The sequence below is a fragment of the Leifsonia sp. GW821-FHT13C09 genome (genome assembly GCF_058806435.1).
Genome location: NZ_JBXAPS010000001.1, coordinates 1,295,985 through 1,309,148 on the forward strand (window position 1 = coordinate 1,295,985; position 13,164 = coordinate 1,309,148).

Here is a 13,164-nt window from a genome sequence, read left to right on the forward strand (position 1 = left end):
CAACCAGTCTAGGAGCCGGTGCGGAAACCCGGACGGGCTAGCGTGCCTCCCCCACCGGCACCGGGTGCGCGTCGGGCGCGGCCCGGAACGGCCACGCGTGCGCGGGCAGCAGGTCGCCCGCCGCTTCGTCCCGATGCCGCTTGCGCCAGAGCGCCGCGATGCACCAGCCGAGGACGACGAAGTACATCAGGTTGCGTGCCGTGAGCACCGCGACCATCGACGGCAGCGGAACGAGGAGCCCGTCGTACAGGTACGGATAGATCACCTGGGTGAGCGCGGCCGTGATCAGCACCAGGATCGCCGGCGTCTTGAAGCCGCGGCCCTGGTAGACCAGCCCGATCACGGCCGGGGCGGCCAGCCAGGTGATGTATTGCGGCGAGCCCACCTTGTTGAACGCGATGAAGGCCGTCACGAGAGCCAGCGACAGCTCCGGGAGGATGCGCGTGTACGGCGTCCCCCGCCGCAGCGAGCGGATCCCGACGAGTGCGACGACCAGCACGGTGATCGCGAGCAGCGGGTTCATCAGCGACCCGGCCTCCACCGTCCCCTCGCCCGTCACCTGGAAGGTCAGCAGGTTCTGGTCGTAGTACACCACGGCGCCGGGAACGTGGAACGCGGCCTGCCACATCCAGAACGTCGCGACGGGCGCCTCGATCTGGATGCCCCGGTCGGTCTGCGTCGTGATGAAGCTGAGCACATGGAGGCCGCCTCCGAAGATGAGCGGGACGGCGGCGATGATCAGGCTGGTCACGGCCCCCGTCACCACGATCCGCCACCGCGTCTTCATCCCGATCACGGCGGCGACGATGATCGCGGCCGGCCACACCTTGATCCACGTCGCGATGGTCAGCACCACGACGGCGGCGCGCTCGTGGAACGTCAGCCAGAGCAGCCCGATGATGGAGAGCGCGGCCGAGACGGCGTCGAGCCGGCCGACAGCGATGGGCCCGAGGAACAGCAGGAAGCCCAGCCACCACCAGGCGGCGACCAGGCGCCTCGGCTCGCGCCCGACGATGAGGACGGCGAACGCGGCGGCGTTCAGCAGCATGACCATGGTGAGCCAGCCGCCCAGGTAGTTGTCCTCACCGAACAGCAGCGGCAGCATGATCGGCACGATCGCGCCGAACGGGTACACCCAGTCGGCGTTGAGGCCGACGATCTCGGTGCCCTGCGCGGCGAGCTGCGCCCACGGCTTGTAGACCCAGAAGACGTCCCCGAAGCCCGTGTGCTGAAGCAGCCCGAGGCCGCCGATGACCAGATGGACGACGAGGAAGCCGATCCACAGGCTCAACGGACTGGCGGCGATCCGGCGCAGAGTCGTCGCTGCCGATCCCCCGCGCGGCGCAGGAAGCGGTACCGGAGCGGCGTCCATCCCCGCGGCGTCTATCCCCATAGCGCCTCATCTTATGGGACCCGAATCCGTGGCACCGCCTCCGGGAGCCGACCAGTGTGCGAGGTCGCTCAGCTTCGGGCGAGGAGCCCCCGGAGCACCACCGGCACGGCCTCCGCCACGTCGAGCGCCGCCACCGGGCCGCCCTGCGAAGCGGCGTCCCCGGCGCGGCCGTGCACCCACGCCGCGGTCGCCGCCAGCGCCGCGAGCGCTTCGTTGCCGCGCTCCCGGATGGCGTCGGCGTGCGTCGCGACCAGCGCGCCCAGGACGCCGCCGAGCACGTCGCCGCTGCCGGCCGTCGCGAGCCACGGCGGCCCTGCCGTGACGGTGACGCGCGAGCCGTCCGGGGTGGCGACGTGCGTGGTGTGGCCCTTCAGCAGCACCGTGGCGCCGAGAGCGGAGGCCGCGCGCTCGGCCCAGCCTGCCGGGTCCTGGCGGATCTCCTCTGGTTCAGGCGTCGGGGCGCCGTCGTCGGCCGCCGCGGCGAGCGCCTTCGAGAGCTCGCGGTAGTGAGGCGTGATCACGACGGGCCCGCGGGCCCGCATCACCAGGTCGAGCGCTCCGGCGTCGATCACCAGCGGGGTGCCGTCGTCGAGCGCCTCGCGGAGCCGGCGGAGGTCGTCGTCGTCGCGGTCGTCGGCGTCCATCCCGGAGCCGAGCAGCCAGGCCTGCACACGTCCGGGCGCCGAGACGATCTCGGGCCGGCGTCGCAGCACCTCGTGAGCGGCGCGCTCGGCGCCGAGGTAGCGGATCATCCCCACCCCGGTGCGGGCGGCCGCCTCCGCGCCGAGCACGGCGGCGCCGGGGTAGCGCGCCGAGCCGGTGACCATCCCGAGCACGCCGCGCGTGTACTTGTCGTCGGACTCGGTCGGCACGGCGATCCAGCCGCGGGCGAGCTCCGCGTCCCAGGCCGCCCCCACCGCCAGCTCGGACGGGACCGTCATCTCCTCCATCGAACCTCCTCCGCCCACGATAGGTTGAAGACCTGGCCCACGATAGGTTGAAGAGGTGAGCATCTCCATCCCCGGAACGGTGGTCGTCTTCGACTACGGCGAGGTCATCTCGGTCACTCCGAGCGAGGCGGACCGCACCGCGCTCGTCGGGATCGCCGGCGGCGACGCCGAGCAGTTCTGGCCGGCGTACTGGCGGCACCGCAACGCGCTCGACCAGGGCACGCTCACGATCCAGCAGTACTGGCGCGGCATCGAGCGCGAGCTCGGCGAGAACTGGGAGGACGCGACGATCCACCGGCTGTGGCTCGCCGACTTCCGGAGCTGGCTGACCATCGACCACGACACCCTCCAGGTGCTGCTCGACCTGAAGGCCGGCGGCACCCGGCTGGCGCTGCTGTCGAACGCGGGTCGCGACTTCGGCTCCTACTTCCGGCACGGGACCCTTGGCGACCTGTTCGAGCAGGTGTTCGTCAGCGGCGAGCTGGGCACGGTGAAGCCGAGCGCGGAGATCTTCGAGCACGTCATGGCCGAGCTCGGGGTCACGGCCGCGCAGACCGTGTTCATCGACAACAAGCCCGAGAACGTGGAGGGTGCCCGTGCGCTCGGGATCGCCGGCCACGTGTACACCTCCGCAGAAGACCTCCGGGCATATCTCGAGACGCTGGCGGCTTAGTAACGAGTATGACTTCGCTCTTCGATCCGCTGACCCTGCGCGGCGTGACGGTCCGGAACCGCATCTGGACCTCCCCCATGTGCCAGTACTCCGTGCTCGACCACTCGGGGGTGCCGCAGACCTGGCACCTCGTCCACCTGGGCTCGTTCGCGACGGGAGGCAGCGGGATCGTCTTCACCGAGGCGACCGCGGTCAACCCCGAGGGCCGTATATCGCCGCGCGACACCGGCATCTGGACGGACGAGCAGGCGGAAGCGTGGCGGCCGATCGTGGAGTTCATCGCATCGCAGGGCGCGGTTCCCGGCATCCAGCTCGCGCACGCCGGCCGGAAGGCGTCGACCTGGCCGGCCTGGGGCTTCGAAGACCGGCACGGCACGGTCCCGGCCGAGGAGGGCGGCTGGACGGCTGTCGCGCCGTCGCCGATCGCGTTCGGCGACGACGACGTGCCGCAGGAGCTCGACCTCGCCGGCATCGACCGGATCGTGGCGGACTTCCGCGCAGCGGCCCGGCGTTCGGTGGACGTGGGCTTCCGCATCGTGGAGCTGCACGCCGCGCACGGCTACCTGCTGCACGAGTTCCTCTCCCCCATCGCCAACCATCGCACCGACGAGTACGGCGGCTCGCTCGAGAACCGCGCGCGGCTGCTGCTGCGCGTCGTGGCCGCGGTGCGCGAGGAGATCGGCGAGGACCTCCCGTTGTTCGTGCGGTTCTCCGGCAGCGACTGGACGCCCGGCGGCTGGGACGAGCAGCAGACCGCGACCGTCGCCGGCTGGGCGCAGGAGGCCGGCGCCGACTTCTTCGACATCTCCTCCGGCGGCATCCAGACCGGCGTGCGCATCCCGGCGCAGCCCGGCTACCAGGTCCCGTTCGCGGAGCACGTCCGTAGCTCGGCCGAGGTGGACGTCAGCGCCGTCGGCCTCATCACCACCCCGCAGCAGGCGGCCGACATCGTGGAGGGCGGCAGCGCGGACGCGGTCATGCTGGCGCGCGAACTCCTGCGCGACCCGCACTTCCCGCTGCGGGCCGCTCACGAGCTCGGCGTCAGGATCGACTACTGGCCGCCGCAGTACCTCCGGGCGGCGTGGCGCGACTGAGCTGCGGCGCCGCTACATCGGCGTGGCCGGCTGCGTCAGGCAGAGGTAGTTCCCCTCGCTGTCCCGGAACCAGGCCGACTTGCCCGTCTCGTCCGTGGCGACGCCGTTCTCGGTCTTGAGGCCGGGGAAGTCGTAGTCCTCGAACGTCACTCCCCTGCCGCGCAGGTGTTCCATCTCGGCTTCGATGTCGTCCACGAGCCAGCACATGGCGGTGTTCTGCGCGGTGCCGGCGTTGGACGTCTCGTAGATGTAGATCCAGGAGTCCCCGCCCGTGCGGTAGCGGACCCCCTGCTCGCTGGTGTCCTCCGGTTCGAGCTCGAGCTTGTCGCGGAACCACGCTGTGGCGCGCGCCAGGTCCGAAGCGGGAAGGACGGAGTACGTCTTGCTCGACGACAACATGAGAATTCCTCCTCTTCTTTCCGCGTGGCATGCTACTCCGGGCGCCGGGGTTTGGCCCCCTGAACACGAGGGTCTAGAGCCGCCGCGTCGCGTCCTGCACTTCGCCGACCAGCTCCTCGATGATGTCCTCCAGGAACACCACGCCGGCGGTCGTGCCCTCGCCGTCGACCGCGCGGGCCAGGTGGCTGCCGGTGCGGCGCATGCTGGCGAGCGCGTCCTCCAGGTCGGAGTCGATGAACACCGTGACCAGGCGGCGGATCCGCTTGCCGGGCACCGGGAGGTCGAAACCGGTCTCCTCCAGGTCGAGCACGTCCTTCAGGTGCAGGTACCCGGTCGGCTCGCCGTCGTCGTCCGGGACGACGTAGCGCGAGAAGCCGTACTTGGCGACCGCCTTCTCCACGTCGGCCGGCGTCGGCGCGGGTGGCAGCGAGACCAGCGTCTCCGGCTTGACCATCGCGTCGCGCACCTTCTTCTCGGTGAACTCGAACGCCGCCGTGAGCGCGCCGATCCGGTCGGTCAGGAGCCCTTCGCGCGTGGACTGGCTGACGATCGTGGCCACCTCGTCGAGTGTGAAGGTGCTGGACGCCTCGTCCTTCGGCTCCACCCGGAAGAGGCGGAGCACCGCGTTCGCGCTCGCGTTCAGCGCCACGATGATCGGGCGGACGGCCCGGCCGATCGCGACCAGCGGAGGCGCCAGCAGCAGCGCGGCACGGTCCGGCATCGAGAACGAGATGTTCTTCGGCACCATCTCGCCGAACACCACGTGCAGGAACGACACCAGCACGAGCGCGATGATGAACGAGACCGTGCCGATCACGTCCTCCGACCAGCCCGTCGCATGGAGGGGGACCTCCAGCAGGTGGTGGATGGCCGGCTCGGAGACGTTCAGGATCAGCAGCGAGCACACGGTGATGCCGAGCTGGGTGGTCGCGAGCATGAGCGTCGCGTGCTCCATCGCGAACAGGGCGGTCTTGGCGCTGCGCTTGCCGCGCTCGGCGAGCGGCTCGATCTGCGAGCGGCGCGCGGAGATGACCGCGAACTCGGCGCCGACGAAGAACGCGTTCACGAGGAGGAGCACCACCAGCCAGGCGATGCCGGCCCAGTCGCTCATGCCGCACCTCCCGCCGGGAACTCGGGATCGGGCGTGTAGCGGATCCGGTCGACCCTGCGTCCCTCCAGCCGCTCGACGCGAAGCGTGCCGCCGTCGATCGGGACCTCGTCGCCGACCTTCGGGAGGCGGCCGAGCTCGTTCATCACGAAGCCGGCGACGGTCTCGTACGGGCCGTCCTCCGGAACGGTCACGCCGGCCTGCTCCAGCAGCTCGTCGGGGCGCAGGATGCCGGGGAACGTGATGGAGTCGCGGCCGCGGACCACGCCGGCCCGCGTGCGGTCGTGCTCGTCGGCGACCTCGCCGACGATCTCCTCCACCAGGTCCTCCAGTGTGGCGATCCCGGACGTGCCGCCGTACTCGTCCACGACGACCGCCATCTGGTAGCCCTGGCCGCGGAGCTCGCCGAGCAGGGTGTCGAGCGTCATCGTCTCCGGGACCCGGAGCGCCTCGGTCTGCAGGGCGGAGACGGGGACGCGCGCGCGGCGCTGCCGCGGCACCGCGACGGCCTGCTTGACGTGCACGAAGCCGACCACGTCGTCCACGTCCTCGTCCATGACCGGGAAGCGGGAGTAGCCGGTGCTGCGGGCGAGGCCGATCACGGTCTGCGCCGGGTCGGTCCGCTTGACGGCCTCGACCCGGGGCCGCGGCGTCATCACGTCGGAGGCGGTGCGCGACGAGAACGCGAGCGTGCGGCTCAGCAGCGTGGCGGTATCGGCCTCCAGCACCCCGGCGCTGGCCGACCGGCGCACGAGGGAGGACAGCTCGTCGGCGGTGCGGGCCGCCGACAGCTCCTCCTTCGGCTCGATGCCGAGCATCCGAAGGAAGCCGTTGGCCGTGCCGTTGAGCACGAACACGAACGGCCGGAACACCGTCGTGAAGACGGTCTGGAACGGGATGACCAGCTTGGCCGTCGCGATCGGCAGCGCGAGCGCGAAGTTCTTGGGCACAAGCTCGCCGAGGATCATCGACAGCAGGGTCGCCACCGTGATCGCGACCACCGACGCGATCACCGTGACCGCGCCTCCGGGGAGGCCGAGGGCGGTGAGCGGGCCGCGCAGCAGCGAGCTGATGGCGGGCTCCATCGTGTAACCGGTCAGGAGCGTGGTCAGCGTGATCCCGAGTTGCGCGCTGGAGAGGTGCGTCGACGTGATCTTGAGTGCGGCGATCGTCATGGTCAGCCGCGACTCACCGCGCTCCCGCCGCGCTTCGAGATCGGCGCGGTCGAGGTTCACGAGGGCGAACTCGCTGGCGACGAAGAGGCCGGTGCCGACCGTCAGGAGGAGGCCGACCCCCAGCATGATCCACTCAGAGAGCACGGCGACCACCCCGCTCGGGCGGACTCATCGGTTGGAATGGGCTGGCAGAAGGAGGGTCGTCCATTTCCCGAGCAGTATAGCGGCGCGGTCCGCGGAAACGCCGGGCGTCGCGGGCGGTTCCTCGCGATTCCCAGCGCGCGCATCGACCCACCATAGGCCGCCCGAAGCGTGCGGCGGCATCCTCGCGGCAGAAGTCCCACCGAGAGGAACCGCCCCATGAGCACCGCAACGCCCGAACCGGCCCAGCCCTGGCAGCCCGCGCCGCAGTACGTTCAGCAGCCGTCGTACGCCCCGCCGGCTCCGCACTATGCGCCGCAGGCCGCGACCGTCCCTCCAGTGAAGCCGGCCGGGCCGAGCAACCCCAGCATCCTGCACCGCTGGCCCTCCTGGGCGCAGAACACCGCGCTCGCCGTCGGGGCCGTGGCGATCCTCATCGTGGTCTTCTTCGCCGGCTACTTCACGGCGCACGCGTTCGACGGCGGCGCGCGCGGCGGCTTCGGGACCAACCAGAACTTCTCCCCGCGCCAGTTCGGCGGCAACGGCGGCTTCGGCGGCCAGTCCGGCAACGGCACCGGCTCCGGCCCCGGAAACGGCTCGTAAACCCACCCGCGAGTACGCCCAAAATCAGGCGAGAACCGCCGAGTACGCAGACTCTCCGCGTACTCGGCAGGTGCTCACCGGGTCACCAGCTGACGGCCATTACCAGCTGACGGGCAGGGCCTTGCCTTCCTCGTAGCCGGCGGCCGACTGGATGCCGACCAGGGCGCGGTCGTGGAATTCGGCCAGGGTGCGGGCGCCCGCGTACGTGAACGAGCTGCGCAAGCCCGTGGTGATCATGTCCAGCAGGTCCTCCACCGACGGCCGCAGCGGGTCCAGGTAGATGCGCGAGCTGGAGATGCCCTCGGCGAACAGCGTCTTGCGGGCGCGGTCGAACGCGTCGAGCCGCTCGAACCGCCCGGTGACCGCCTTGGTGGAGGCCATCCCCCAGCTCTCCTTGTAGAGCGCGCCGCGCTCGTCGCTCACGATCGCGCCCGGCGCCTCGATCGTGCCGGCGAACCACGAGCCGATCATCACCGACGCCCCGCCTGCGGCGAGCGCCAGCGCGACGTCCCGCGGGTAGCGCACGCCGCCGTCAGCCCAGACGTGGGCGCCCAGCTCGCGCGCGGTCGCGCTGGTCTCCAGCACCGCGGAGAACTGCGGGCGGCCGACCGCGGTCATCATGCGGGTGGTGCACATGGCGCCGGGCCCGACGCCGACCTTGAGGATGTCGGCGCCCGCCGCGACCAGGTCGCGCACGGCCTGCTCCGTCACGACGTTGCCCGCGACGATCGGCAGGCCGAGGCCGAGCTGCTTGACGGTGTGGATGGCGCGGCGCATGCCGTCCTGGTCGCCGTGCGCGGTGTCGATCACCAGCACGTCGACGCCGGCCGCGGCGAGCGCCTTGGCCTTCGCCGCGACGTCGCCGTTGATGCCGACCGCCGCCGCCACGCGCAGGCGGCCGTGCGCGTCGAGCGCCGGCGTGTAGATGGTGGAGCGCAGCGCGCTGGTGCGGCTCAGCGTGCCCACCACGCGGCCGTGCGAGAGCACCGGCGCGAAGGTGAGGCCCGCGGCGTCCATGACCTCGAACGCGGCCCGGCCGTCGGGGAGGTCGTCGGCGTCGAGCGAGGTGAGCGCGCCGTGGAGCAGATCGCCGATCCGCGCGTCCGGCAGCGCGGAGCCGAGCTGGACGGCCGCGAGGCAGCCGAGGTACTTCCCGGCGTCGTCGCTCACGACCACGCCGTGACCCTCCACGGCCGGCACGCGCCGCAGCACGTCGGCCACGGTCTCCTCCGGCCGCGCCTCGTAGGGCGTGTCGAAGGCCACCGGCTGCGCCTTGACCCAGCGGATCGCCTCGTCCAGGTCCTGCAGGTGCATGTCCTGCGGGAGGACCCCGAGACCGCCGCGCCGGGCGAGTGTGGCGGCCAGGCGCTTGCCGGTCACCGAGTTCATATTGGCCGACACGATCGGGATGGTCGCCCCGGTGCCGTCCTGGGGTGCGAGCGACACGTCCAGGCGGCTCGTCACGTTCGATCGGGAGGGGACCAGGAAGACGTCCGAGTACGTGAGATCGTGCCGCGGAGTCGTCGCATAGAACTGCATGAGAATAACGGTATCCTCCCGGGCCGAACGCCCGCACCCGGCCGCGGATGGGATTAGGCTTGATGCTCGGATGGAACGGGTGGCCCGAGGTCGCCCGATCGTAACGAATCAACGGAGAGAGTGGGCGATCGGCTGTGTCGAGCCAATTGACCGGAGTGGGAACCGACGACGGATCGTCGGGAGAGTTCGGAGCCAACGAATGGCTCGTCGAGGAGCTGTACGAACAGTTCCTCCGGGACAGGAACTCGGTCGACAAGTCCTGGTGGCCGGTCCTGGAGAGTTACAAACCGTCCGTGCAGGAGGGCGAGGCCTCCACCCCCAGCGCCTCCACCCCCAGCGCCTCCACCCCCAGCGAGACCCCCGCTCCGACACCCGCCGAACCGGGCGTCCCCACCCCCAGCGAACCCACCGTCCCTGCCCCGGCCGAGCCGACGGTCCCCACCCCTCCCGCGCAGCCGCCGGCTCCGGCCCCCGCGCCCGGCGCTCCCGAGCCCCCGGCGCCGCCCGCCGAGTCGGCCTCAGAGCCCCGCCCGGTGACGACCCCCATCCCGATCATCGGCTCCCAGCCGGTGGCGCGCACCACGTCGATCGCCCCGAAGCCGCAGCCGGTCCCTGCCGACGCCCCGGTCACCGCCCCGAACGCCACCGTGGAGCCGGCCGAGGAGGACAAGGTCACCCCGCTGCGCGGTATGGCCAAGTCGCTGGCCACCAACATGGACGCGTCGCTCACCGTCCCGACCGCGACCAGCGTGCGGACCATCCCCGCCAAGCTGATGATCGACAACCGCATCGTCATCAACAACCACCTCAAGCGCGCCCGCGGCGGCAAGGTGTCGTTCACGCACCTGATCGGCTGGGCGCTCATCCAGGCGCTCAAGGACTTCCCGAGCCAGAACGTCTACTACGACGAGGTCGACGGCAAGCCCTCCGTCGTCGCCCCGGCGCACATCAACCTCGGAATCGCGATCGACCTCCCGAAGCCGGACGGCACCCGCGCCCTGCTCGTGCCGAGCATCAAGCGCGCCGACACGATGCGCTTCGGCGAGTATCTCGCCGCGTACGAGGACCTCGTCTCGAAGGCCCGCAACAACAAGCTCACCGCGGCCGACTTCGCCGGAACCACCATCTCCCTGACCAACCCGGGCGGCATCGGCACGGTCCACTCCGTACCCCGCCTGATGAAGGGCCAGGGCGCCATCATCGGCGCCGGCGCGCTCGAGTACCCTGCCGAGTTCCAGGGCTCCAGCGAGAAGACGCTCGCCGGCCTCGCGATCGGCAAGACGATCACGCTGACCAGCACCTACGACCACCGCGTCATCCAGGGCGCCGGGTCGGGCGAGTTCCTCAAGATCGTGCACGAGCTGCTGATCGGCAAGCGCAACTTCTACGAGGACATCTTCGCCGAGCTGCGCATCCCGTACATGCCGATCCACTGGAACCCGGACATCTCGGTCGACCTGGCGAGCGCCGTCGACAAGACCGCCCGCGTCCAGGAGCTGATCAACTCCTACCGGGTGCGCGGCCACCTCATGGCCGACATCGACCCGCTGGAGTACGTCCAGCGCAGCCACCCCGACCTCGAGATCGAGAACCACGGCCTCACGTTCTGGGACCTCGACCGCGAATTCGTCACCGGCGCGTTCGGCGGCGACAAGCGGAAGATGAAGCTGCGCGACATCCTCGGCGTGCTGCGCGACTCCTACTGCCGCACGGTCGGCGTCGAGTACATGCACATCCAGGACCCGGCGCAGCGCAAGTGGTTCCAGGACAAGCTGGAGCGCCCCTACGAGAAGCCGACCCACGACGAGCAGCTGCGCATCATGGGCAAGCTCAACGAGGCGGAGGCGTTCGAGACCTTCCTGCAGACCAAGTACGTCGGGCAGAAGCGGTTCAGCCTGGAGGGCGGCGAGTCGACCATCGCGCTGCTCGACACCATCCTGCAGAGCGCGGCGGAGGCCGGGCTGGACGAGGCCGCCATCGGCATGGCCCACCGCGGCCGGCTGAACGTGCTCACCAACATCGCGGGCAAGACCTACGGTCAGATCTTCCGCGAGTTCGAGGGCACCCAGGACCCGCGCACGGTCCAGGGCTCCGGCGACGTCAAGTACCACCTCGGCACCGAGGGCACCTTCAAGGGCGCCGACAACGCCGAGATCCCGGTCTACCTGGCGGCGAACCCGTCCCACTTGGAGGCCGTCGACGGTGTCCTGGAGGGCATCGTCCGCGCCAAGCAGGACCGCCGCCCCGCCGGCACCTTCCTCACCCTGCCGATCCTCGTCCACGGCGACGCGGCGATGGCCGGCCAGGGCATCGTGGTCGAGCAGATGCAGATGTCGCAGCTGCGGGCCTACCGCACCGGCGGCACCATCCATGTCAACATCAACAACCAGGTCGGCTTCACCACGCCGCCCGGAGAGGGCCGCACGTCGGTCTACTCCACGGACGTGGCGAAGACCATCCAGGCGCCGATCTTCCACGTGAACGGCGACGACCCGGAGGCCGTGGTGCGCGTCGCGCAGCTCGCCTTCGAGTACCGCCAGGAGTTCAAGCGCGACGTCGTAGTCGACCTGATCGTGTACCGCCGTCGCGGCCACAACGAGGGCGACGACCCCTCGATGACGCAGCCGCTGATGTACAACCTCATCGAGGCCAAGCGCTCGGTGCGCCGGCTGTACACCGAGGCTCTCGTCGGCCGCGGCGACATCACCCAGGAGGAGTACGAGGCCGCGCACGCGGACTTCCAGGACCGGCTCGAGCGCGCCTTCATGGAGACGCACGCCGCGCAGACCAACTCCGTGCCGATCATCACGCAGGGCGACGCAACGGCGGACCTCGAGCACCCGATCGCCCAGCAGGACGCGAACGACAACGTCGGCGAGCCGGACACCACGGCCGTCAGCGAGCAGGTCATCCAGCTCATCGGCGACGCGTTCAACAACCCGCCCGCGGGCTTCACGGTGCACCCGAAGCTGCAGCAGCTCCTCAACAAGCGCAGCGACATGAGCCGCAACGGCGGCATCGACTGGGGCTTCGGCGAGCTGCTGGCGCTCGGCAGCGTGCTGCTGGAGGGCACCCCGGTGCGCCTGGTCGGCCAGGACTCGCGCCGCGGCACCTTCGTGCAGCGCCACGCCGTGCTGCACGACCGCACGAACGGCCAGGAGTGGCTGCCGCTGGCGAACCTCAGCGACAACCAGGCCAAGTTCTGGATCTACGACTCGCTGCTGAGCGAGTACGCGGCGATGGGCTTCGAGTACGGCTACTCGGTCGAGCGGGCCGACGCGCTGGTGCTGTGGGAGGCCCAGTTCGGCGACTTCGCCAACGGCGCCCAGATCATCATCGACGAGTTCATCTCGTCGGCCGAGCAGAAGTGGGGCCAGCGCTCGTCGCTCGTGCTCCTGCTCCCGCACGGCTACGAGGGCCAGGGGCCGGACCACTCCAGCGCCCGCATCGAGCGCTACCTGCAGCTGTGCGCCGAGAACAACATGACCGTCGCGCGCCCGTCGACCCCGGCGTCGTACTTCCACCTGCTGCGCCGCCAGGCGTACGCCCGGCCGCGCCGCCCGCTGGTGGTGTTCACGCCGAAGGCGATGCTGCGCCTGCGCGGCGCATCGAGCAATGTCGCCGACTTCACGAACGGCAAGTTCGAGCCGGTCATCGACGATGCGCGGATCACCGACAAGGCGGCCGTGAAGCGCGTGCTGTTCATGGCGGGCAAGCTCTACCACGACCTGGTGAACGAGCTGGAGAAGAACCCGAACCCGGAGATCGCTCTGGTGCGCGTGGAGCAGTTCTACCCGCTGCCCGGCGCCGAGCTGAAGGCTGTGGCCGACTCGTACCCGAACGCCGAGCTGGTCTGGGTGCAGGACGAGCCGGAGAACCAGGGCGCCTGGCCGTACATCATCCTGGAGACCTCCAAGCTGGGCCCGCGCCCGATCGGCGTCATCTCGCGTCCGGCGTCCGCGTCGCCCGCCGCCGGCTCGGCGAAGCGCCACGCGCAGGAGCAGTCCCTGCTCATCCAGCGCGCGCTGACGCTCTAGTCCGCACAGCGAACGGAGGAGGGGGGGGGGGGGGGGGGGGGGGGGGGGGGCG

General features: G+C 70.7%; 10 protein-coding genes. 4 read left to right on the forward strand and 6 right to left on the reverse strand.

The window, feature by feature from the left end; translation table 11 throughout:
• Positions 1–37 precede the first annotated feature (37 nt).
• Together AC1ROW_RS06355 and AC1ROW_RS06360 are read right to left on the reverse strand one after the other, a co-directional pair.
• On the reverse strand, positions 38–1,393 hold the full coding sequence (locus tag AC1ROW_RS06355; protein WP_493017991.1) for a hypothetical protein: 1,356 nt from the start codon (positions 1,391–1,393) through the stop codon (positions 38–40).
• Positions 1,394–1,461: 68 nt separating this feature from the next.
• A complete protein-coding gene (locus AC1ROW_RS06360) occupies positions 1,462–2,343 on the reverse strand; it encodes an ADP-dependent NAD(P)H-hydrate dehydratase (protein WP_493017992.1) in 882 nt (293 codons plus the stop codon).
• A 55-nt stretch (positions 2,344–2,398) separates the two neighbouring features.
• Between AC1ROW_RS06360 and AC1ROW_RS06365 the strand changes: the two genes are divergently transcribed.
• Together AC1ROW_RS06365 and AC1ROW_RS06370 are read left to right on the forward strand one after the other, a co-directional pair.
• Positions 2,399–3,016 (forward strand): HAD family hydrolase, encoded by a 618-nt coding sequence (locus AC1ROW_RS06365; protein ID WP_493017993.1) that lies wholly within the window; start codon positions 2,399–2,401, stop codon positions 3,014–3,016.
• An 8-nt stretch (positions 3,017–3,024) separates the two neighbouring features.
• Entirely contained in the window at positions 3,025–4,110 is a 1,086-nt protein-coding gene (locus tag AC1ROW_RS06370; protein ID WP_493017994.1) for an NADH:flavin oxidoreductase/NADH oxidase, read from the forward strand.
• Positions 4,111–4,122: 12 nt separating this feature from the next.
• Here the strand turns inward: AC1ROW_RS06370 and AC1ROW_RS06375 are convergent, their stop codons facing one another.
• From AC1ROW_RS06375 to AC1ROW_RS06385, 3 genes are all read right to left on the reverse strand, one after another.
• Positions 4,123–4,509, reverse strand: coding sequence for a VOC family protein (locus AC1ROW_RS06375; RefSeq protein WP_493017995.1), 387 nt, complete (start codon positions 4,507–4,509; stop codon positions 4,123–4,125).
• Positions 4,510–4,582: 73 nt separating this feature from the next.
• The gene (locus tag AC1ROW_RS06380) at positions 4,583–5,620 is read right to left on the reverse strand and encodes a hemolysin family protein (protein ID WP_493017996.1); all 1,038 of its coding nucleotides are present in this window, start codon (positions 5,618–5,620) and stop codon (positions 4,583–4,585) included.
• Positions 5,617–6,918 carry a hemolysin family protein gene (locus AC1ROW_RS06385; protein WP_493018370.1) on the reverse strand — a complete coding sequence of 434 codons (1,302 nt, stop codon included), beginning with the start codon at positions 6,916–6,918 and terminating at the stop codon, positions 5,617–5,619. The genes AC1ROW_RS06380 and AC1ROW_RS06385 overlap by 4 nt, the downstream gene beginning before the upstream one ends.
• Before the next feature lie 234 nt (positions 6,919–7,152).
• On the opposite strand from AC1ROW_RS06385, the gene AC1ROW_RS06390 reads away from it, so the two are divergent.
• Positions 7,153–7,536: a hypothetical protein gene (locus AC1ROW_RS06390; protein ID WP_493017997.1), complete on the forward strand. Its 384-nt coding sequence runs from the start codon at positions 7,153–7,155 to the stop codon at positions 7,534–7,536.
• 99 nt (positions 7,537–7,635) lie between these two features.
• Here the strand turns inward: AC1ROW_RS06390 and guaB1 are convergent, their stop codons facing one another.
• On the reverse strand, positions 7,636–9,075 hold the full coding sequence (gene guaB1, locus AC1ROW_RS06395; protein ID WP_493017998.1) for a GMP reductase: 1,440 nt from the start codon (positions 9,073–9,075) through the stop codon (positions 7,636–7,638).
• Positions 9,076–9,209: 134 nt separating this feature from the next.
• On the opposite strand from guaB1, the gene AC1ROW_RS06400 reads away from it, so the two are divergent.
• Entirely contained in the window at positions 9,210–13,112 is a 3,903-nt protein-coding gene (locus tag AC1ROW_RS06400; RefSeq protein ID WP_493017999.1) for a multifunctional oxoglutarate decarboxylase/oxoglutarate dehydrogenase thiamine pyrophosphate-binding subunit/dihydrolipoyllysine-residue succinyltransferase subunit, read from the forward strand.
• The last annotated feature ends 52 nt before the right edge of the window (positions 13,113–13,164 follow it).